The organism is Rhizobium sp. UGM030330-04, assembly GCF_003208455.1.
Taxonomy (GTDB): Bacteria; Pseudomonadota; Alphaproteobacteria; order Rhizobiales; family Rhizobiaceae; genus Agrobacterium; species Agrobacterium rhizogenes_A.
Genome location: NZ_QKML01000005.1, coordinates 1 through 20,657 on the forward strand (window position 1 = coordinate 1; position 20,657 = coordinate 20,657).

The following is a 20,657-nucleotide window of genomic DNA, read 5'->3' on the forward strand; positions in this document are numbered from 1 at the left end:
ACAGGACTGATTGGAAGTCCATGCCGCCCGTCTGGCGCGCTTGCGACGCCGGACCACTCTAAAGGCATGGGCGGCAAACGAAAAAGGGCGATCCGAAGACCGCCCTTTCCTCATTCCAGTGACAGGACTGATTAGAAGTCCATGCCGCCCATGCCGCCGCCCGGCATTGCCGGCATCGGAGCGTCCTTCTTCGGAAGCTCGGCGATCATGGCTTCGGTGGTGATCAGCAGCGAAGCAACCGAAGCTGCGTTCTGCAGAGCCGTACGGACAACCTTGACCGGGTCGACGATGCCGAGCTGGATCAGGTCGCCATATTCGCCGGTCTGGGCGTTGTAGCCGTAGTTGTCTTCGTTCTTCTCGAGGATCTTGCCGACAACGATGGAAGCTTCGTCACCTGCGTTGTCTGCGATCTGGCGAACCAGAGCCTGCAGGGCGCGGCGGATGATGTTGATACCGGCTTCCTGGTCGTCGTTTTCACCCTTTGCGGTGATCTTCGTGGAAGAACGCAGCAGGGCAACGCCGCCGCCCGGTACGATGCCTTCCTGAACGGCAGCGCGCGTCGCGTTGAGAGCGTCGTCGATGCGATCCTTCTTTTCCTTCACTTCGACTTCCGTCGAACCGCCGACGCGGATAACGGCAACGCCGCCAGCGAGCTTGGCAAGACGTTCCTGCAGCTTTTCGCGGTCGTAATCGGAAGTGGTTTCTTCGATCTGCGCCTTGATCTGGGCAACACGACCTTCGATGTCGGACTTCTGGCCGGCGCCGTCAACGATCGTGGTGTTTTCCTTGGAGATCGAAACCTTCTTCGACTTGCCGAGCATGTCGAGGGTCACGTTTTCGAGCTTGATGCCGAGGTCTTCGGAAATGACGGTACCACCGGTCAGGATGGCGATGTCTTCCAGCATGGCCTTGCGGCGGTCGCCGAAGCCCGGAGCCTTGACGGCAGCGATCTTGAGGCCGCCACGCAGCTTGTTGACGACGAGTGTTGCAAGAGCTTCGCCTTCGACGTCTTCAGCGATGATGACGAGCGGCTTGCCGGTCTGAACGACAGCTTCGAGAACCGGCAGCATGGCCTGGAGGTTCGAGAGCTTCTTTTCGTGCAGGAGGATGTATGCGTCTTCGAGGTCCGCAACCATCTTTTCCGGGTTGGTCACGAAGTAGGGCGACAGGTAGCCGCGGTCGAACTGCATGCCTTCGACGACTTCGAGTTCGGTTTCGGCGGTCTTGGCTTCTTCGACGGTGATGACGCCTTCGTTGCCGACCTTCTGCATTGCTTCAGCAATGTCGAGACCGATCTGACGCTCGCCGTTTGCGGAGATCGTGCCGACCTGCGCGACTTCTTCAGACGTGTTGATCTTCTTGGCCTTGGCCTGAAGGTCCTTGACGACTTCAGCAACGGCCAGATCGATACCGCGCTTCAGGTCCATCGGGTTCATGCCGGCAGCAACTGCCTTGGAACCTTCGCGAACGATGGCCTGGGCCAGAACGGTCGCGGTGGTGGTGCCGTCGCCGGCGATGTCGTTGGTCTTGGAGGCAACTTCGCGAACGAGCTGTGCGCCCATGTTCTCGAACTTGTCTTCCAGTTCGATTTCCTTGGCGACGGAAACGCCGTCCTTGGTGATGCGCGGAGCGCCGAAGGACTTGTCGATAACGACGTTACGACCCTTCGGGCCGAGGGTGACCTTCACTGCATCAGCAAGAACGTCGACGCCCTTGAGCATCTTTTCGCGCGCTGTGCGGCCGAATTTTACTTCTTTGGCTGCCATGTTCAAAACTCCTGGTTTCGAATGGCCGGAACGGGTCCGGCTTGAAATTTAAGGAAACGATGGGTCGACTGAAATCAGCCGATGATGCCCATGATGTCGGCTTCCTTCATGATCAGAAGGTCTTCGCCGTTGAGCTTGACTTCGGTGCCCGACCACTTGCCGAACAGAACGCGGTCGCCAGCCTTGACGTCGAGAGCGACAACCTTGCCGGACTCGTCACGTGCGCCGGAACCGACGGCGACGATTTCGCCTTCCTGCGGCTTTTCCTTGGCGGTATCGGGAATGATGATGCCGCCCTTGGTCTTGGCTTCGGATTCAACGCGACGAACGACGACGCGATCGTGAAGCGGGCGGAAATTGGTGCTTGTCATTGCCTAATCCCTCGATCAAATGACTGCGCGAGCTTTTGGAACTCGCCTGATGGGTGTTAGCACTCTCCTTTATCGAGTGCCAGCGGAACCGAGATAAGGAGGGCTTCTGCCGGAGTCAAGAACGCCCTGTCTGAAAAATTTCATGGCTTATGGTTATCAGCGTTCCATGACAGAAATTTCCCATGCGCGGACGGGCGCGCAGACGTCGTTCTTTTTGCCCGTTGCGGCCGCATCGCATCTAAGGGGCATTTGTGTTCATGCTGCGTCAGGCGGGCCAAAGACCGGTCTGGCGGCGCTTTTTTCCTTGCCATCGGCGTCCCGCTTTGCGATGTGACGCTCACCCTTTTCTCGCATCCGGAAAGCATCTCATGGCCCATCGCATTCTCACCCTCGGCGAAATCACTGATGGGTTCGACGTTATTCTTTCGGATGTCTGGGGCGTGCTGCACAATGGCGTCAGCGCCTTTCCGGATGCGGCGGTTGCACTGCGGGAAGCGCGCAACGCCGGCAAGACGGTGGTGCTCATCACCAATTCGCCGCGCCCCGCTCCCGGCGTCATTGCCCAGCTGCGCGTTCTCGGCGTACCGGATGAGGCCTATGACCGTATCATCACATCCGGCGACGTCACCCGCGGCCTGATCGCGGAAGGCCCGAAGAAAGTCTTCCTGCTCGGCCCGGAGCGGGACATGCCGCTGCTTGACGGTCTCGATGTCGAGCGCGTCGGCGAGGCGGAAGCGCAGTCCGTGGTCTGCACCGGCTTTTTCGATGACGAGACGGAAACGCCCGAGGATTATACCGAAATGCTCAAGGGCTTCATTGCCCGCAATGTGCCGATGATCTGCGCCAATCCCGATCTGGTGGTGGAGCGCGGCGAGCGCATCATTCCCTGCGCCGGCGCCATGGCCGCCTATTACGAACAGCTCGGCGGCGAGGTCCGCATTGCCGGCAAGCCGCATGCGCCGATCTATGAGGCCTGCCTTGCGGCGGCCAAAGAGGTGCGCGGCACCTTCGCCAAGGATCGCGTGCTTGCCATCGGCGACGGCATGCCGACGGATGTGAAGGGCGCGATTGCGAGCGGCCTCAACCTTCTTTATATCAGCGGCGGCATTCACGCCGCCGAATACACGCTGAACGGCCAGACGGACGAGGCGCTTCTCAACGCCTATCTCAAGGGGCAGGGCGCGGCTCCCGGCTGGTGGATGCCCCGTCTTGCCTGAAGATGTCTTGCCTGAGTGGCGTCTCGGCTGAGGAATAGCTGGCGCAGGAATGGATCGATTGCCATGACCGTCTTTCACCGCAATGAAAAAAAGGAGCCGCTGCCGGAAGCTCTTCGCGGCGGCGTCATCGCCATCGGCAATTTCGACGGCGTGCATCGCGGCCACCGGGCCGTGCTGGATCGTGCCCTGGAGCTGGCGGAAGCCCGTGGCGTTCCCGCGCTGGTGCTGACTTTCGAGCCGCATCCCCGTTCCATCTTCCGTCCCGATACGCCGGTCTTTCGCCTCACGCCCGCGCCACTCAAGGCGCGCATCCTTGAGGCCATCGGTTTCCGCTCCGTCATCGAATATCCCTTCGACCGGGAATTTTCGCAGCGCTCGGCGGAGGAATTCGTCCAGTCCATTCTGGTCGACTGGCTTCACGCCAGCGCTGTCGTCACCGGCTTCGATTTTCATTTCGGCAAGGGCCGCGAAGGCGGGCCGGCATTTCTGATGGAGGCCGGCAAACGCCATGGCTTCGACGTGACGCTGGTGGATGCCTTCCGCGACGAGGGCGCGGATGTCGTCTCCTCCAGCCGGATTCGCTCGCTTCTGTGCGAAGGCGATGTGGCCGGCGCCGCCGGCCTGCTCGGTTATCGCTTCACGGTGGAAAGCGAGGTCATCGGTGGCCAGAAGCTCGGTCGCACGCTGGGTTATCCCACCGCCAACATGGCGCTGGCGCCGGAAACGGAACTGAAGGCCGGCATCTATGCCGTGCGGTTCCGCCGCCCGGACGGTTCGATCCGCGATGGCGTGGCAAGCTTCGGTTACCGCCCGACCGTCACTGAAAACGGTGCGGCGCTGCTCGAAACATTCGTCTTCGATTTTTCCGGCGATCTCTATGGCGAGGTCTGTTCGGTCTCCTTCTTCGGGCACCTGCGCGATGAGTTGAAATTCGACGGTCTCGATCCGCTCGTCGCCCAGATCAGGCGCGATGAAGAAGAGGCGAGGGCGATGTTATCGGGCGTGCGCCCGCTCAGCGAACTGGACGCCAGGATCGCGTTCTGACCGGGTAAGGCCGGTCAGCCCCTGTTCCGGCCGATATTGCCGTCGCTTTTCTCTTCCTTTTTGCCGGAAAACCGCATAAACAACCGGCCATGTCCCAATACCGGTTGATGTTTAAAACTCAGATTGGCCGAATTATTGGCCCGGCCTTCCGCCCGCTCTGACGAGCCGGAAGGTCCGGGATTTTGGCGCTTGTCATGACTTTGGTCATGGCGCTTTCCGTATTTGCCCTCTTTGAAATTGAGACGGCGCGACCGACACGGCGCGCAACAACGGTACGATTATGAGCGACACCGCAGAAAAACTGGATTACTCCTCCACCCTCTATCTGCCGCAGACGGATTTTCCGATGCGTGCCGGCCTGCCGCAGAAGGAACCGGAAACGGTGAAACGCTGGCAGGAAATGGGCCTCTACAAACGCCTGCGCGCCTCCGCCGCCGGCCGCGAAAAATTCGTGCTGCATGACGGCCCGCCCTATGCCAACGGCAATATCCACATCGGCCATGCGCTGAACAAGATCCTGAAAGACGTCATCACCCGCTCGTTCCAGATGCGCGGTTACGACGCCAATTACGTGCCGGGCTGGGATTGCCACGGCCTGCCGATCGAATGGAAGATCGAGGAAGCCTATCGCGCCAGGGGCAAGAACAAGGACGAGGTTCCGGTCAACGAATTCCGCAAGGAGTGCCGTGACTTCGCGGCCGGCTGGATCAAGGTTCAGTCGGAGGAGTTCAAGCGCCTCGGCATCGAGGGTGACTTCGACAATCCCTACACCACAATGAACTTCCACGCCGAAGCCCGCATCGCCGGCGAACTGCTGAAGATCGCCCGCACCGGCCAGCTCTATCGCGGCTCGAAGCCCATCATGTGGTCGGTGGTCGAGCGCACGGCGCTGGCGGAAGCCGAAGTCGAATATGCCGATGTCGAGAGCGACATGATCTGGGTGAAGTTCCCGGTCAAGGATGCGGTTCCCGGTCTTTCCGGCGTCTCCGTCGTCATCTGGACAACGACGCCGTGGACCATCCCCGGTAACCGCGCCATCGCGTTCTCTTCGCGGGTCGAATATGGCCTGTTCGAAGTCGAAAGCGCGCAGAACGATTTCGGCCCGCAGCCGGGTGAAAAGCTGATCTTCGCCAAGAAGCTTGCCGATGAGGCAGCGGCCAAGGCGAAGCTGACCTTCAAGCTCGTTCGCGGCGTGAAAACCGAAGAACTGGCCGCCATCACCTGCGCCCATCCTCTGGCGTCGCTCGGCTATGATTTCCCGGTCCCGCTTCTCGATGGCGATCATGTCACCGACGATGCCGGTACGGGCTTCGTGCACACCGCGCCAAGCCATGGCCGCGAGGACTTTGACGTCTGGACCGCGCATCAGCGTGAGCTGGAAGCGCGTGGCGTTTCGTCGGCCATCCCGTTCCCGGTTGGCGATGACGGTTTCTACACCGAAGATGCCCCCGGTTTCGGCCCGTCCGCCGAAGGCGGCGCTGCCCGTGTCATGGACGACAACGGCAAGAAGGGTGACGCGAACGAGCGTGTCATCAAGGCGCTGATCGCGGAAAACAACCTGTTTGCCCGCGGCCGCCTGAAGCACAGCTATCCGCATAGCTGGCGCTCCAAGAAGCCGGTCATCTTCCGCAACACGCCGCAATGGTTCGTCTATATGGACAAGGAACTGGGCGACGGCACGACGCTGCGGTCGCGTTCGCTTGATGCCATCGACCAGACCCGCTTCGTTCCGGCCTCCGGTCAGAACCGCCTGCGCGCCATGATCGAAGGTCGTCCCGACTGGGTTCTGTCGCGCCAGCGCAGCTGGGGCGTGCCGATCGCCGTTTTCGCCGACGAAAAGGGTGAAGTTCTGGTCGATGAGGCCGTCAACGCCCGCATTCTGGAGGCCTTCGAGGCCGAAGGCGCGGATGCCTGGTTCGCCGAAGGCGCCAAGGAACGTTTCCTCGGCAACGACCACGACCATGCCCGTTGGCAGCAGGTCATGGACATTCTCGACGTCTGGTTCGACAGCGGCTGCACCCATACCTTCACGCTGGAAGATCGCCCGGACATGAAGTGGCCGGCGGATGTCTATCTGGAAGGTTCCGACCAGCATCGCGGCTGGTTCCATTCGTCGCTGCTGGAAAGCTGCGCGACGCGCGGCCGTGCGCCCTATAACGCCGTTGTCACCCATGGTTTCACCATGGATGAGAAGGGCGAGAAGATGTCCAAGTCCAAGGGCAACGTCGTCTCGCCGCAGGAAGTCATGAAGGACGCGGGCGCCGATATCCTGCGCCTGTGGGTCATGACAACAGACTACTGGGATGATCAGCGCCTCGGCAAGGCCATCATCCAGACCAATGTCGATGCCTATCGCAAGCTGCGCAACACCATCCGCTGGATGCTCGGCACCCTTGCCCACTACAAGGGCGAAGAGATCGCCTATGACGATCTGCCGGAGCTGGAAAAGCTGGTGCTGCACCGCCTGTCCGATCTGGATAAGGTCGTGCGCGAGGGTTATGACGGCTTCGAATTCAAGAAGATCGCCCGCGCATTGGTGGATTTCGCCAATGTCGAGCTTTCCGCCTTCTACTTCGATATCCGCAAGGACACGCTTTATTGCGACGCGCCGTCGTCGCTGAAGCGCCGCGCCGCCCTGTCGGTCATCGCCAAACTGTTCGACTGCCTCGTGTCTTGGCTCGCGCCGATGCTGCCCTTCACAACGGAAGAAGCGTGGCTGTCGCGTTATCCGGATGCGGAATCGGTGCATCTCGTCCAGTTCCCGGCAATCCCGGCGGAATGGAAAAACGATGCGCTGGAAGCGAAGTGGGAAAAAATCCGCAAGGTCCGCACCGTCGTCACCGGCGCGCTGGAAGTCGAACGCCGTGAAAAGCGCATCGGTTCCTCGCTCGAGGCCGCGCCGATCGTCCACATCGCCGATGCCGATCTTCTGGCAGCGCTGAAGGGCCAGGACTTCGCCGAAATCTGCATCACCTCGGCCATCTCGGTTGTGGGCGATGAAGGCCCCGCCGATGGCTTCCGTCTGCCGGAAGTTGCAAAGGTCGTGGTCGAGCAGAAGCTGGCGGAAGGCGCAAAATGCGCCCGCTCCTGGCGCATCACCACCGATGTCGGCTCCGATCCGGACTATCCCGATGTATCGGCCCGCGACGCGGCGGCGCTGCGTGAGCTTGCCGCACTCTCGTAATGAAAATGGCCGGGTGAATTGCGCTTTGCCTCTTCATCCGGTACATCTGCCTGAAAATGGCCGGATTTGCACGGCAATGCGGGCTGCCGCCTGCCGAAAGACGATGTCTGGCGAAGTGGGACGGACGGCTGGAAGGGTTTCAATGAAGACGATGCAGGGTAATGCGCAGGGTTTGGGCATGTTTCGCACGGTTGTTGGCGTCACGACGATAGGCGTGCTGCTGGGCGCCTGCACGAGCCCGACCTACGGTACGGGCAAGACGGCGGCTGAACAGCTTGTCGACGATCTCGGCAGCGCGACCTCGATCACCGGCAACGATCAGGAAAAGCGTAACCTGAAATACAGCCCGCGCCCCGGCCTCGTCGTTCCCGCCCAGGCCCGTGCCGAACAGCTGGCCGCGCCGCAGCAGAACATGGCGAACCGCGAAAACAATCCGCAATGGGTCGAATCGCCGGAAGAAACCCGCGAACGCCTGCGCGAAGAGGCGGACGCCAACAAGAACAACCCGCATTACCGCTCGCCGCTGCTTGCCGGCAACGGCACGGCTGGCCAGATGACCGAAAGCCAGAAATGGGAAGCCTTCCGCAAGGCCAAGGCCGACGCCCAGGGCGGTTCCGTCGTCAACGCCCAGCGCCGCTTCCTCACCGACCCGCCGGCTGAATATCGCAGTGTTCCGCAGGATCAGCTGACCGATCTTGGCGAGCCGGAACAGAAGAAGGAAAAGCGCCGCAAGAAAGAAGCGGCTGTGGCAAATACCGGCAAGAGCTGGTGGAACCCTTTCCAGTAAAAACTGGCCGGTAAAAAATGGCTGATGGCTGGCGGGAAGCTTCATCTCTCCCGCTCGCCGCTCAATCCTCGAGACGTTTCTCGCGAAAGAACTGCCGCAGAATGTCAGCACTTTCGCTTTCCGCCAGTCCCGAATAGACATCCGGCGCATGGTGGCATGTCGGCTGGCTGAAGAAGCGCACGCCACTCTCCACAGCGCCGCCCTTTGGGTCCTGCGCGCCGTAATAGAGCCGGCGGATACGGGCGAATGAAATCGCCGCCGCGCACATGGTGCAGGGCTCCAGCGTAACGTAGAGATCGGCGCCCGGCAGGCGTTCCTGCCCCAGAGCCTCGCAGGCCATGCGGATCACGGCGATTTCGGCGTGCGCCGTCACATCGTTCAATTCACGGGTGCGATTGCCGGAACGGGCGATGACGCGGCCGTCCAGAACCAGTACGGCGCCGATCGGAACCTCCTGCCGCTCAGCCGCGGCTCGGGCTTCCGCAAGCGCCAGCTCCATGAAATGCGTCCTTTCGGCCATTGCGTTTCAATTTCCTCTTAACCCTTGTGCTTGGACCTGATAGGACAGCCCAAACAACAGGCAAACAGCAAATGACTTTTAAAGACAAGCCGAAGCGTGACGGTGGCAAGACATTTAGCCGCGACAGGAAGCCGAAAGGCCCCGGCAAGCCCGCCGCAGAGCGCGAAAAGAAACCGGCCGAGGCAAAGGCTGCCCCGGCGCCCGAAACCGTTGGCGGTGGCAAGCCGGAACGCATTTCCAAGATCATGGCGCGCGCCGGTGTCGCCTCGCGCCGCGATGTCGAGCGCATGATCATGGAAGGCCGCGTGTCGCTGAACGGCGTCAAGCTGGATACGCCGGTGGTCAACGCCACGCTGTCCGACAAGATCGAAGTCGACGGCATGCCGATTCGCGGCGCCGAGCGCACGCGACTGTGGCTCTACCACAAGCCCGCCGGTCTGGTGACGACCAATTCCGACCCGGAAGGCCGTCCGACCGTTTTCGACAATCTGCCGGGCGAGCTCCCCCGTGTGCTCTCCATCGGCCGCCTCGATATCAATACCGAAGGCCTGCTGCTGCTCACAAACGATGGCGGTCTTTCCCGCGTGCTGGAACTGCCGACCACCGGCTGGCTGCGCCGCTACCGCGTGCGCGCCCATGGCGAGGTCGATCAGGCCGCGCTCGACAAGCTGAAGGAAGGTATCGCCGTCGACGGCGTGCTTTATGGCGCGATCGACGCGACGCTGGACCGCACTCAGGGCCATAATGTCTGGATCAGCATGGGCCTGCGCGAAGGCAAGAACCGCGAGATCAAGAACGTGCTCGGCGCGCTGGGTCTCGAGGTCAACCGCCTGATCCGCGTTTCCTACGGCCCGTTCCAGCTTGGCGATCTCGCTGAGGGCAAGGTGCTGGAAGTGCGCGGCCGCATGCTGCGCGACCAGCTTGGCCCGCGCCTGATCGAAGAGGCGGGCGCCAATTTCGATGCACCGATCTATAATGCGCCCGTTGAGGATGAGGAAGACAACGCGCCGAAGCGGCCCGTGAAATCCGAATGGGCAAAGAGCGATGCGCCGGAAGGCAAGCCGCGCTTCGAAAAGGGCGGCAAGCCCGAGGATCGTCGCGAAAAGGCGCTCGGCCGTCTCGATACCAAGCGTGGCGACAAGCCAGCCGGCAAGTTCGGCTCCAAGCCCGCCGGGAAATTTGGCGCCAAGGGCCGCAGCGAGGATGATGGCGACGACCGCCGCCCACGCCAGCCCGCCGGTACCAGCCGCACGGCCAATGTCTGGATGGCGCCCGGCGCAAGGCCGACCCGTGACGGCAAGGAACGCAAGTCTTCCGCCCGCGCGGAAGCCGAAAACCTCTTCAAGAAGCCTTCCGCCCAGGACGAAGCGCGCCGCAACGTCGTGCGGCATGCGGATGCCGAGGGCGAGTGGATCCGTTCGGATTCCCCCCGCGAAGAAGAAGGCGGTCGCGGACGCGGCGACCGTCCGCGCGGCGAAAAGAGCTTTGGTGATCGCGGTGGACGCGGCGCAAAGCCGTTCGGCGACCGGCCATTCCGCGACAGGCCGCGTGAAGAAGGTGATCGTCCGCGCGGTGAAAAGAACTTCGGCGACCGTCCGGCGCGCGGCGGCAAAGCTTTTGGCGACCGGCCATTCCGTGACAGGCCGCGCGAAGAGGGTGACCGCCCGCGCAGCGACCGTCCACGTGGCGAAAAACCTTTCGGTGACCGTCCGTTCCGCGACAGGCCCCGTGAAGACGGTGACCGCCCACGCGGTGAGCGCCCTGCGGGAGACAAGCCCCGTGGCGGCAAGCCGGATGGTAAACCCGGCTTCGGCAAGCCATCTTTCGGAAAATCGGGCGAGCGTGGCGAACGTTCGGGTTTCTCAGGCAAGAGCAAAGGCCCCGGTGGTCCCGGCGGCGGCAAGCCGGGCGGCAAAGGCCCGGGTGGCAAACCTTCTGGAGGCAGGGGAATGACACGTAATGCGGATCGTAGGCGGTGAGTTCCGCGGCCGGACTTTGGCCGCGCCGAAAACCAATTCCATTCGTCCGACCATCGACAGGACGCGGGAAAGCCTCTTCAACATTCTGAGCCACGCCTATCCGGAAAGTCTTGACGGTACGCGGGTTCTGGACGTTTTCGCCGGAACCGGCGCGGTCGGGCTGGAGGCCCTGTCGCGCGGGTGCCGGGTGGCGCTCTTCGTCGAAAACGGCGTCGAGGGCAGGGGGCTGCTCTGGGAAAATATCGATGCGCTGGGCCTGCATGGCCGCGCCCGCATCCTGCGGCGTGACGCCACCAAGCTCGGCGGCGTCAACAATATCGAGCCCTTCGATCTTCTCTTCGCCGATCCGCCCTATGGCCATGGCCATGGCGAAAAGGCGTTCGCGGCGGCGCATGGCGGCGGCTGGCTGACACCCGGCGCGCTCGCCATTCTGGAAGAGCGCGGCGACGTCACGGTGAAGGTCGATGCAGCGTTCAAACCGCTCGAAAGCCGCATCTTCGGTGACACGAAAATGCATTTCTACCGCTACGAGCCCTAGAGCATTTCCAGGAAAAGCGGAGACCGATTTCCGTCCGGAAATGCGACAGAACAAAGAGTTAGGGCGTTTTGGCGATTCTTGGGAAAAGCGAAACGCTCTAACAGGAACACCTTCCCGTCACGCCACGGTCTTGTCTTGTTTGCCGAATAGGCAAAGTCTTTTCCGCGGAGAGAGTTTGGGTATTCGCATGGATCAGGGTGTAAACGAGAACGTCACGGTCGTCCGCGCCGGGGAAGATGTCCTCAAGGGCGATGGTGCGGGCAGCCACGAGCCGACATTCGGGCTGGCGCTCGGCGGTGGCGGTGCACGCGGCATCTGCCACATCAATATCATCGAAGCGCTGGACGAACTCGGCATCCGGCCGGTGGTGCTGTCTGGCTCCTCCATCGGCTCCATCATCGGCGCGGGCATGGCGGCAGGCATGTCGGGCCGGGAAATCCGCGAATACACGCTCGAACTCATGGGGCGCAAGGGTTCGGTCGCCAACCGGCTCTGGAGCCTCGGGCCTGCATCCATGCGCCACGCGGTCGATGGTTTTCGCCTCGGGCAGTTCAATCTCGAGCTCATCCTCCATGCCTTGATGCCGCAGGCTTTGCCGAAGGACTTCTCAGAGCTTGCCATTCCCCTGAAGGTGGTCACGACGGATTATTACGCCCAGACCGAAGTGGTGGTGGAAAGCGGCGAGATTATCCAGGCGCTGGCGGCATCCGCCGCCATTCCGGCGCTGTTCATGCCGGTGCGCATCGATGGCCGCATCATGATCGATGGCGGCATCTTCAATCCCGTTCCCTATGAGCACCTGCTGGATCATGCCGATATCGTCATCGGTATCGATGTGGTCGGCGGCCCGGAAGGCGACGGCACCACCATGCCGAACCGTCTGGACAGCCTGTTCGGCGCCAGCCAGCTGATGATGCAGGCGGCGATTGCCCTGAAACTCAGATTACGCCCGCCGCATATCTTCCTGCGCCCGCCGGTGCACCGTTTCGGCGTGCTGGATTTCCTGAAGTCGGAAGAGGTGCTGAACGCCTCCGCCGGTATCAAGGACGATCTGAAACGGCAGATCGACATGCAGGTGGAGCTGTTTCATCGCGGGCAGGGCGTGGAGGCCTGAGCGCTACCCCCTTGAATATTCTCCAGAAACACGCGGCGCGCTCCCAGTCACTGACTTGACGTGGAATTCACAGCGACACTTCCGTCTCGCTGTCCTCCATATCCCCTTCTTCCTCCTCCCGCTTCTCCGCCTTGTTCTTCGGCTTCATCAGCGGCTCCGGCTTCACTTCGCGCACCGGCTTGTTGTGCAGCATCTGCCGGCCGGCGGCGAGGCCTTCCACGGCCTGCAGCTGCAGCCGTTCCTCGTCACGTTCGCGAATATCGTCGGAGATCGCCAGCGCCCGCTCGCCATCCATGTCCAGCCCTTCCAGAATCCGCCTGCCGAACAGCAAGCCGGATTCCAGCGTTTCACGGATTTCATATTCCACGCCCTTTTTCCTCAGCGACAGGGAATGGACGCGATCATAGGAGCGGGCATAGATACGCACACTGGGAAATTCCGACTGGATCATGTCGATGATGTGGTCGGTGACCTCTTTCTTGTGGGTGCAGACGGCCACGAGATCGGCCCGCTCTATTCCGGCGGCGATCAGCACGTCCTTGCGGGTGCCGTCTCCGAAAAAGATACGGAAACCGAAACGGGCAGCCTGGCGCACACGGTCGGCGGAACTGTCGATGACAGTGACGTCGCGCCCGCCGGCCAGAAGAATCTGTGAGGCGATCTGGCCGAAGCGGGAAAAACCGATCATCAGCACATCCGCACCCGCGCCGTCGAAATCCTCTTCCAGCTTGTCCTCCTCCGCATCCTCCGCCGTCAGCCGGCGGGAAATCACCGCCAGAAGCGGCGTCAGCGCCATGGAAAGCGTGACAACGGCAACGAGGATCGAGGCGGTCGCCTGCGGAAACAGCCCCGAAGCTGCGGCCGTGGTGAAGAGTACGAAGCCGAATTCGCCGCCCTGCGCCAGAAGCAGCGCGATGCGGCTCGATGCATAACGCGAGGAACCGGCAATGCGGCAAAGAGCATAGATCAGCGCCGCCTTCACCGCCATCATCGCCGGCACGGCGATCAGGATGAGGAGGATGTGCTCATAGACGATGTTGACATGCAGCGACATGCCGACGGCCATGAAGAACAACGCCAGAAACAGTCCGCGAAACGGCTCGATATCGGCTTCCAGCTCGTGCCGGTAGGAGGATTCCGACAGCATCAGCCCCGCCAGCAGCGCTCCCATGCCCATGGAAAGCCCGACAGCCTCCATGATGGCGGCCGCACCGATGACGACGAAGAGTGCCGCCGCGATCATTACCTCGCGTGCGCCCGTGCGGGCGATGATCTGGAACATCGGTGTCAGCAGGAAGCGTCCGGCCAGCACCATGCCCGCCACCGCAAGGACCGAGGCGACGAGATCGTAAACCATCGAGTCCGATGCCACATCCGGCCGGTTGGAAAGAATGGTGACGAGGGCGAGAAGCGGCACGATGGCGAGGTCCTGAAACAGCAGGATCGAAAAGGACCGATTGCCGTGCCGGGTATTCATGTCGCCGTCATCTTCAAGGATTTGCAGCGCGAAGGCGGTGGAGGAAAGCGCTAGACCGAAACCCGCAACGAGGCTGCCGCGCGCATCGATCAGCCCCGCCCACCAGGCAATGGCCGCCAGCACGCTGCCGGTCACCAGCACCTGCGCCAGCCCGAGACCTAAAATATCGCGCCGCATCTGCCATATGCGCGAGGGCTTCAGTTCCAGACCGATGATGAAGAGCAGGAAAACCACGCCCAGTTCCGAGACATTGAAGATGTCCTTCGCATCCGTGACCAGATGCAGGAACGGCCCGATGATGATGCCCGCCACCAGATAACCGAGCACGGTGCCAAGCCCGAGCTTGCGGAAAACCGAGGCGGCGATGACCGCGCCGGCCAGAAGCAGCAGGGGTTCGGAAAAGAGAGCGTCGTGCTCGGTCATGCGGGCGGACTTTCGAATAGGGTGGCGACAATACCGTCCGAATGGAGAAAGCGGCGTTTCGCCCTTGATGCGGGGTTGCTGGCACAATAAATGGAACAGGAATGAAAGGCCAACTCATGTCCTCAGAAATAGATTCTTCCAAACTTCTCGATCGCGCCAGCGAACTTGTCGATCTTGCCCGTGCCGCCGGCGCGGATGAGGCGGATGCCGTCGTCGTCCGTTCCCGCTCGCAATCGGTCGGTGTGCGGCTCGGCAAGGTGGAAAGCACCGAATCCTCCGAAAGCGACGATTTTTCCCTGCGCGTCTTCGTTGGCCGCCGGGTGGCGAGCGTTTCGGCCAATCCCGGCTTTGATCTGAAGACGCTGGCCGAACGGGCGGTGGCCATGGCGAAGGTCTCGCCGGAAGATCCCTTTGCCTGCCTTGCGGACAAGGAACGGCTGGCGACATCCTATGACGATCTCCAGCTTTTCGACGCGACGGAAGTGTCGGCCGATCAGCTGCGCGAGGCTGCCCTTGCCTCGGAAGAGGCGGCACTCGGCGTCAAGGGCGTCAGCAATTCCTCGGGCGCCGGCGCATCGAGCGGCATGGGCGGCCTCGTGCTTGCCACATCGCACGGTTTTTCCGGCAGCTATATGGGCAGCCGCTTCAGCCGTTCAGTCAGCGTCATCGCCGGCGAAGGCACGAAGATGGAGCGCGACTACGATTTCGACAGCCGGCTTTATTATGCCGATCTGGATGCCGCCGAGGAGATTGGCCGCCGCGCCGGTGAAAAAGTGGTGCGGCGCGTCGGCCCGCGTCAGGTCGATACCGGCAGCGATATCACCGTGGTTTTCGATCCGCGCATCGCCCGCGGCTTTGTCGGTGCGATTGCCGGCGCCATCAACGGCGCCTCGGTTGCCCGCAAGACCAGCTTCCTGCGCGATAAAATGGGCCAGCAGGTTCTGAAAAAGGGCCTTTACCTTACGGATGATCCGCAGATCGTGCGCGGCCCGTCCTCGCGTCCCTTCGATGGCGAGGGTGTCCGGGGCGAGAAGATGGTAATGATCGAGGACGGAGTGTTGAAGCACTGGTTCCTTTCCACCTCGGCGGCGCGGGAACTCGGCCTTGAAACCAACGGGCGCGGCGTGCGCGGCGGCACCTCGGTTTCGCCGGCCTCCACCAATCTGGCGCTGGAGCCGGGGGATATTTCGCCAGAGGACTTGCTGCGGCAGGTCGGAACCGGCTTTTACGTCACCGAGCTGATCGGCCATGGCGCCAACATGATCACGGGCGAATACAGCTGCGGCGCGAGCGGTTTCTGGATCGAGAATGGCGAAAAGTCCTTCCCCGTATCCGAGGTGACCATCGCCTCGAACCTGAAGGACATGTTCATGCGGGTTACGCCGGCCAATGATATCGACCGCAAATATGGCGTTGCCGCACCGACGCTGGCCATCGAAGGCATGACGATCGCGGGCAAGTAACCCAAGCCTGCGGGTTGTTTTCGCCGGCACTTTATGTGCAAGTGCGAAGAGAAAAACGGGCGCGCCGCGCAAGGCGCGCGGAAAAGACGGCAAAATGAACGATATGGCTGAGGCCCGCTGGGCCTCCGATCTGAGACTGGTCCTTAAAGCCGCGCGCAAGGCGGGCGAAACGGCTCTCGGTTTCTTCCGCAAGGACCCCGAGGTCTGGTGGAAGAATGGCGGGCTTTCACCGGTCAGCGCGGCTGACTATGCCGCCAACGAAATTCTCGAAACCATCCTGCGCTCCGCCCGGCCGGACTATGGCTGGCTTTCGGAAGAGACGGATGACGATACCGGGAGGCTTTCCCGCTCCACCGTCTTCGTTGTCGATCCCATCGACGGAACCCGCGCCTTCATCGGCGGCAGGGATACCTGGTGCGTCAGCGTCGCGGTGGTGCATGAAGGACGGCCGGTGGTGGGTGTTCTTGTTGCACCGGCGCTTGCCGAGGAGTTTACCGCACTTGAAGGTGGTGAGGCACTGAAGAACGGAGAGCCCATTTTCGCCGTGCGCGAAAATGCCGGCATCTTCCATCTGGCGGCGCCCGAAGACGTGATCTCGCATCTGCCGGAAGAGGTGCGAAGCGGCGTAAAGCGCATTCCGCACGTGCCGTCGCTGGCCTACCGGCTGGCGATGGTGGCGGATGGCCGCATCGACGGAACGCTGGTCAAGGCCAATTCGCATGAGTGGGATCTTGCCGCTGCCGATCTTATCCTTGAAAGGTCCGGCGGCCGGCTGGTCGGCCTCGATGGAAAACCCCTGATGTATAATCGCCGTCAGGTAAACCACCCCGCATTGTGCGCTGCAGCAGATTATGCGCTGCCCGCACTTTTGAAAGCGTTTTCACATCTGTCTGACAGTTGACCTTTGCCGGGAAATCCCGCAGATGGGTGGCTCTCTCAGCGTTCAAGAAAGAGATAAAGACATGACGGAATCCGGCAAACCGAAACAGCTGCTGCACCTCGTCTTCGGCGGCGAACTGGAAAACCTTCAGGATGTTCAGTTCCGGGATTTGAAGGCGCTCGATATCGTCGGCATCTATCCGGACTATGCTTCCGCGCTCACGGCATGGAAGTCCAAGGCGCAAATGACTGTCGATAACGCCCATATGCGTTATTTTATCGTGCATATGCACCGTCTTCTCAATCCCGACGACAAAAATTGAGTCCTTTTGCCCTTGCGTTGTAATACTATTGGGTGAAAGCGAGCTTTCCCGTGATTCCTGCTTGAGAACGGCAGGCCGGGAGTTCCTGCACGATAAAATGTGATCGCGCTTTCGTTTCCGATGACAAAAAATGACGCAATTTAAGAAGAAGTAGGCGGCGATAACAACAAGAACAGGGGAAGGGCATTGCGCGGAATGATCAAGGGCAGAATGTCATGAGCAGCCGTATCGCACGTTTCGCTCTTTCCGGTTACCGGATCGCCGGTATTGCCGCCTATCCCTTTGCCCGGCCCTACCTTTCCTATCGGGCCGCAAAGGGCAAGGAAGACAAGCGCCGCCGCTTCGAACGTTTCGGTTATGCCAGCGCCGAGCGCCCGCGCGGGCCGCTCGTCTGGTTCCATGCCGCAAGCGTGGGCGAAACGCTTGCCCTCATTCCGCTGATCCGCGAAATCCGCAAACGCGACATTTTCGTGCTCCTGACTACCGGCACCGTCACCTCGGCCGAACTGACCCGCACGCGGCTGGGCGACGATGTGATCCACCAATATGTGCCGCTCGATATCAAGATCGCGGTCAACCGCTTCCTCACCTATTGGGCGCCGGACGCCGCCATAACAGCTGAATCGGAAATCTGGCCGGTGACGATGATGGAACTGGAGCGCCGGCACATTCCGCAGATCCGGGTCAATGCCCGTCTGTCCGACCGGTCCTTCGACCGCTGGAAAAACCGCCACGACATTGCGGAATCGCTGTTTTCCAAGCTGGCGCTGGTGGTCGCGCAATCCGATCTCGATGCCGAGCGTTTCCGCGATCTCGGCTCCTGGCCGGTGGTGATATCGGGTAATCTCAAGGGCGATACCGACCCGCCGCCCTGCGACGAGGCGCTGCTGGAGACCTATCGCAAGCAGGTCGGCAACCGCAAGACCTGGGCGGCGATCTCTACCTTCGACGGTGAAGAAAAGGCCGCAGCCACCGTGCACGCGGCGATCAAGTCGCGCAACGGCCAGTTGACCATCATCGTGCCGCGCCATCCAGAGCGTGGCGACGATGTGGAAGCCATGCTGAAGGGCATGGGACTGACGGTGGCGCGCCGTAGCCGCAACGACGTGATCACGCCGGAAACCGATATTTTCCTTGGCGATTCCATCGGCGAAATGGGGCTTTACCTGCGGCTGACCGAGCTTGCCTTCGTCGGCCGGTCGCTGACGGCGGAAGGCGGGCAGAACCCGCTGGAGCCGGCCATGCTCGGCTGTGCCGTTTTGTCGGGCGCGCATGTGCAGAATTTCCGCGAGGCCTATCAGAAACTGATCCGCGCCGGCGGCGGCCGCATCATCCGCGATGTGGAGATGCTGGCCAAGGCGGTGCATTATCTGCTGGTCAACGACAATGAGCGCTACAAGATGATCGATGCCGGCAATCGGGTCATTCAGGATATGCGCGGCGCGCTGTCCTCCACCGTCAAGGCGCTGGAACCCTATATCAACCCGCTTACCGTTTCGGCCAAGCTGCAACCGCGGAGCGCCATCGGTTCATGGTAGCGGATATCGAACTTGATGCGGCGCAGTCGATTGTCGCTGTCCTTTTCGACAAGGACGGAACGCTTTTAGGTTATGACGCCAGCTGGGGACCGGTGAACCGCGAACTTGCGGCGATCGCGGCCAAAGGCGACGCGGCGCTTGCCGACCGACTTCTCATCGCCTGCGGCATGGACCCCGTCACTGGCCATGTGGTGCCCGACAGCCTGCTGGCCGCCGGCAATACGGCGGAAATCGCCGCCGGTCTGGTCGCTGCCGGCTCGCCCTGTGATGTCGGCGAACTGACGGCGCGCCTCGACCGGCTCTTCACCGAGGCCGCGGATAAATCCGTGCCCGTCACCGATCTCAAGGCGTTTTTCGCACGGCTGAAGGCGCGCGGTTACAAGCTCGGCATCGCCTCCAGCGACAATGAAAATTCCATTCGCCAGACGGCCATCCGCTTCGGTTTCGAGAGCGATGTCGATTTCGTCGCGGGTTATGACAGCGGTTACGGCACCAAGCCGCAGCCCGGCATGGTTCTCGGTTTCTGCCAAGCAATCGGATTTCCGCCGGAACGTGTGGCTGTTGTCGGCGACAATAATCACGATCTGCATATGGCGAAAAATGCGGGTGCGGGGTTGCGCATCGCCGTTCTGACGGGAACCGGTTCCCGCGAAAGCCTCGGCGCGGATGCGGATTATTGTTTTGACGATATTACCGCGCTTGAAGCCCTGCTGCCGGAACGGGTGGCCTGAACCGGGCTTCACGGCACCGGGCCGGCAAGTGTGTCCGATCCGTATATTGCATTTTTGCAATTTACGGTTTTTTCTGGCAAACAACTTTCCTGATATGAGATATCCGAACGGAATGCCGTGGGCGACGCGGCCGGGAGCGGAAATAGATGGTTTCTGAGGCGCCGCCCTTCTGGTGGCAGAAAGCGGGCTGGCAGGCATGGTTCCTGTCGCCTTTCTCGCTTCTCTACGGCAAGGTCGCCGGACGGCGGATGCGAACGGCGAAACGGGCAAGCGTTGCCGTCCCCGTGATCTGCATCGGCAATTTCACGGTCGGCGGTGCAGGCAAGACACCGACCGCGATAGCAATCGCCCGAGCCGCCGTTGCCAGGGGAATGAAACCCGGTTTCCTCAGCCGCGGTTATGGCGGCACGCTTGATGTCACCACCCTTGTCGATCCACAGCACCACCGCTCCGCCGATGTCGGCGATGAGCCGCTGCTTCTGGCGCGTGAGGCGGTGACGGTGATTTCACGCCGGCGCGTGGAAGGCGCACACCGGCTGGTGAAGGAGGGCGTCGATCTCATCATCATGGATGACGGTTTCCAGAGCGCGCGCCTGACGCTCGATTATGCGCTTGTCGTCATCGATACGGTACGCGGCATCGGCAATGGCCATCTCGTGCCGGGTGGCCCCGTCAGGGCGCCGCTGGCCGAGCAGATGCGGCAGATGACCGGTCTTTTGAAGGTCGGCAACGGCCATGCCGCCGATCCGCTGGTGAGACAGGCGGCAAAGGCCGCCAAACCCGTCTTCGTGGCGGCGATCACGCCACAGGAGCCGCAGGATTTCAGGGGAAGGCGCGTGCTGGCCTATGCCGGTATCGCCGATCCGGCCAAGTTTTTCAGAACCGTCGAGGCGCTTGGCGGCGATATCGTGCTGCAGCGCTCTTTCCCGGATCATCACCACTTCAGCGACGATGAGATCGCCGATCTTCTGCAGGATGCAGGCAGGCAGAACTTGCAGCTGGTGACGACCGCCAAGGACGCCGTGCGGCTTAACGGGCACCACGGCCGGGCGGAAGAATTATTGTGGAACAGCCTGGTGATCGAGATCGACATGGTGTTCGATGACCCCAACGCGGCCGCGACGATCATCGATGCCGCAATCCAGCATTGCCGCGCCCGCCTGCTGCGGGAAAATGCCCGGTCGTCATTTTAGAGGTTGTCGGCAAGGTCCGGAAACCTCTCCTCCGTCATGCTCGGGCCTGTCCCGAGCATCTGCAACCTATCGATTTATGAGACATCAGCAAATCCTCGGCACAAGGCCGA

The 20,657-nt window shown here is 61.7% G+C and carries 17 protein-coding genes; 13 read left to right on the plus strand and 4 right to left on the minus strand.

Features of this window, described 5'->3' with window-relative positions; translation table 11 throughout:
- Nucleotides 1-131: 131 nt before the first annotated feature.
- Both groL and groES read right to left on the minus strand, forming a co-directional pair.
- Nucleotides 132-1,766 (minus strand): chaperonin GroEL, encoded by a 1,635-nt coding sequence (groL, locus tag N434_RS08755; protein ID WP_063947704.1) that lies wholly within the window; start codon nt 1,764-1,766, stop codon nt 132-134.
- A gap of 74 nt (nt 1,767-1,840) precedes the next feature.
- Nucleotides 1,841-2,137, minus strand: coding sequence for a co-chaperone GroES (groES, locus tag N434_RS08760; RefSeq protein ID WP_003522946.1), 297 nt, complete (start codon nt 2,135-2,137; stop codon nt 1,841-1,843).
- A gap of 368 nt (nt 2,138-2,505) precedes the next feature.
- Here groES and N434_RS08770 point away from each other — a divergent pair, with 368 nt between their 5' ends.
- The 4 genes from N434_RS08770 to N434_RS08785 all read left to right on the plus strand — a co-directional run bounded on the left by N434_RS08770 (nt 2,506) and on the right by N434_RS08785 (nt 8,369).
- Nucleotides 2,506-3,354: a TIGR01459 family HAD-type hydrolase gene (locus N434_RS08770; RefSeq protein WP_065114972.1), complete on the plus strand. Its 849-nt coding sequence runs from the start codon at nt 2,506-2,508 to the stop codon at nt 3,352-3,354.
- A gap of 63 nt (nt 3,355-3,417) precedes the next feature.
- A complete protein-coding gene (locus tag N434_RS08775; protein WP_065114973.1) occupies nt 3,418-4,398 on the plus strand; it encodes a bifunctional riboflavin kinase/FAD synthetase in 981 nt (326 codons plus the stop codon).
- 280 nt (nt 4,399-4,678) lie between these two features.
- Nucleotides 4,679-7,582: an isoleucine--tRNA ligase gene (gene ileS, locus N434_RS08780; RefSeq protein ID WP_110757245.1), complete on the plus strand. Its 2,904-nt coding sequence runs from the start codon at nt 4,679-4,681 to the stop codon at nt 7,580-7,582.
- Nucleotides 7,583-7,724: 142 nt separating this feature from the next.
- The gene (locus N434_RS08785; protein ID WP_065114975.1) at nt 7,725-8,369 is read left to right on the plus strand and encodes a hypothetical protein; all 645 of its coding nucleotides are present in this window, start codon (nt 7,725-7,727) and stop codon (nt 8,367-8,369) included.
- Nucleotides 8,370-8,430: 61 nt separating this feature from the next.
- On the opposite strand, the gene N434_RS08790 is transcribed toward N434_RS08785, so the two are convergent.
- Complete coding sequence (locus N434_RS08790) at nt 8,431-8,889, minus strand: nucleoside deaminase (protein ID WP_065114976.1); 459 nt, start codon at nt 8,887-8,889, stop codon at nt 8,431-8,433.
- Nucleotides 8,890-8,960: 71 nt separating this feature from the next.
- Between N434_RS08790 and N434_RS08795 the strand changes: the two genes are divergently transcribed.
- From N434_RS08795 to N434_RS08805, 3 genes are all read left to right on the plus strand, one after another.
- Nucleotides 8,961-10,868 (plus strand): pseudouridine synthase, encoded by a 1,908-nt coding sequence (locus N434_RS08795; protein ID WP_110757247.1) that lies wholly within the window; start codon nt 8,961-8,963, stop codon nt 10,866-10,868.
- Nucleotides 10,849-11,406 carry a 16S rRNA (guanine(966)-N(2))-methyltransferase RsmD gene (gene rsmD / locus N434_RS08800; protein ID WP_065114978.1) on the plus strand — a complete coding sequence of 186 codons (558 nt, stop codon included), beginning with the start codon at nt 10,849-10,851 and terminating at the stop codon, nt 11,404-11,406. The genes N434_RS08795 and rsmD overlap by 20 nt, the downstream gene beginning before the upstream one ends.
- 187 nt (nt 11,407-11,593) lie before the next feature.
- Complete coding sequence (locus tag N434_RS08805; protein WP_110757248.1) at nt 11,594-12,520, plus strand: patatin-like phospholipase family protein; 927 nt, start codon at nt 11,594-11,596, stop codon at nt 12,518-12,520.
- Nucleotides 12,521-12,587: 67 nt separating this feature from the next.
- Here the strand turns inward: N434_RS08805 and N434_RS08810 are convergent, their stop codons facing one another.
- Nucleotides 12,588-14,420: a monovalent cation:proton antiporter-2 (CPA2) family protein gene (locus N434_RS08810; RefSeq protein WP_110757250.1), complete on the minus strand. Its 1,833-nt coding sequence runs from the start codon at nt 14,418-14,420 to the stop codon at nt 12,588-12,590.
- 116 nt (nt 14,421-14,536) lie between these two features.
- Here N434_RS08810 and N434_RS08820 point away from each other — a divergent pair, with 116 nt between their 5' ends.
- The 6 genes from N434_RS08820 (at nt 14,537) to lpxK (ending at nt 20,547) form a co-directional block, all read left to right on the plus strand.
- A complete protein-coding gene (locus N434_RS08820; protein WP_110757254.1) occupies nt 14,537-15,883 on the plus strand; it encodes a TldD/PmbA family protein in 1,347 nt (448 codons plus the stop codon).
- Nucleotides 15,884-15,977: 94 nt separating this feature from the next.
- Nucleotides 15,978-16,784, plus strand: a complete 807-nt coding sequence (locus tag N434_RS08825) for a 3'(2'),5'-bisphosphate nucleotidase CysQ (RefSeq protein ID WP_065114981.1) — start codon at nt 15,978-15,980, stop codon at nt 16,782-16,784.
- Between the two features lie 61 nt (nt 16,785-16,845).
- Nucleotides 16,846-17,085: a DUF4170 domain-containing protein gene (locus tag N434_RS08830; protein ID WP_065116138.1), complete on the plus strand. Its 240-nt coding sequence runs from the start codon at nt 16,846-16,848 to the stop codon at nt 17,083-17,085.
- A gap of 215 nt (nt 17,086-17,300) precedes the next feature.
- Nucleotides 17,301-18,623, plus strand: a complete 1,323-nt coding sequence (gene waaA / locus N434_RS08835; RefSeq protein ID WP_110757256.1) for a lipid IV(A) 3-deoxy-D-manno-octulosonic acid transferase — start codon at nt 17,301-17,303, stop codon at nt 18,621-18,623.
- Nucleotides 18,617-19,354, plus strand: coding sequence for an HAD family hydrolase (locus N434_RS08840; protein WP_110757258.1), 738 nt, complete (start codon nt 18,617-18,619; stop codon nt 19,352-19,354). The genes waaA and N434_RS08840 overlap by 7 nt, the downstream gene beginning before the upstream one ends.
- 146 nt (nt 19,355-19,500) lie before the next feature.
- The gene (gene lpxK / locus N434_RS08845) at nt 19,501-20,547 is read left to right on the plus strand and encodes a tetraacyldisaccharide 4'-kinase (protein ID WP_110757260.1); all 1,047 of its coding nucleotides are present in this window, start codon (nt 19,501-19,503) and stop codon (nt 20,545-20,547) included.
- Nucleotides 20,548-20,657: the final 110 nt, after the last annotated feature.

Bases quoted from the DNA above. Each gene is read 5' to 3' on its own strand.
- N434_RS08810 (WP_110757250.1), bottom strand. From the start codon at position 14,420: ATGACCGAGCACGACGCTCTCTTTTCCGAACCCCTGCTGCTTCTGGCC.
- waaA (WP_110757256.1), top strand. From the start codon at position 17,301: ATGAGCAGCCGTATCGCACGTTTCGCTCTTTCCGGTTACCGGATCGCC.
- groES (WP_003522946.1), bottom strand. From the start codon at position 2,137: ATGACAAGCACCAATTTCCGCCCGCTTCACGATCGCGTCGTCGTTCGT.
- N434_RS08770 (WP_065114972.1), top strand. From the start codon at position 2,506: ATGGCCCATCGCATTCTCACCCTCGGCGAAATCACTGATGGGTTCGAC.
- rsmD (WP_065114978.1), top strand. From the start codon at position 10,849: ATGCGGATCGTAGGCGGTGAGTTCCGCGGCCGGACTTTGGCCGCGCCG.
- lpxK (WP_110757260.1), top strand. From the start codon at position 19,501: ATGGTTTCTGAGGCGCCGCCCTTCTGGTGGCAGAAAGCGGGCTGGCAG.
- N434_RS08775 (WP_065114973.1), top strand. From the start codon at position 3,418: ATGACCGTCTTTCACCGCAATGAAAAAAAGGAGCCGCTGCCGGAAGCT.
- N434_RS08785 (WP_065114975.1), top strand. From the start codon at position 7,725: ATGAAGACGATGCAGGGTAATGCGCAGGGTTTGGGCATGTTTCGCACG.
- ileS (WP_110757245.1), top strand. From the start codon at position 4,679: ATGAGCGACACCGCAGAAAAACTGGATTACTCCTCCACCCTCTATCTG.
- N434_RS08825 (WP_065114981.1), top strand. From the start codon at position 15,978: ATGAACGATATGGCTGAGGCCCGCTGGGCCTCCGATCTGAGACTGGTC.
- N434_RS08840 (WP_110757258.1), top strand. From the start codon at position 18,617: ATGGTAGCGGATATCGAACTTGATGCGGCGCAGTCGATTGTCGCTGTC.
- groL (WP_063947704.1), bottom strand. From the start codon at position 1,766: ATGGCAGCCAAAGAAGTAAAATTCGGCCGCACAGCGCGCGAAAAGATG.
- N434_RS08790 (WP_065114976.1), bottom strand. From the start codon at position 8,889: ATGGCCGAAAGGACGCATTTCATGGAGCTGGCGCTTGCGGAAGCCCGA.
- N434_RS08795 (WP_110757247.1), top strand. From the start codon at position 8,961: ATGACTTTTAAAGACAAGCCGAAGCGTGACGGTGGCAAGACATTTAGC.
- N434_RS08805 (WP_110757248.1), top strand. From the start codon at position 11,594: ATGGATCAGGGTGTAAACGAGAACGTCACGGTCGTCCGCGCCGGGGAA.
- N434_RS08820 (WP_110757254.1), top strand. From the start codon at position 14,537: ATGTCCTCAGAAATAGATTCTTCCAAACTTCTCGATCGCGCCAGCGAA.
- N434_RS08830 (WP_065116138.1), top strand. From the start codon at position 16,846: ATGACGGAATCCGGCAAACCGAAACAGCTGCTGCACCTCGTCTTCGGC.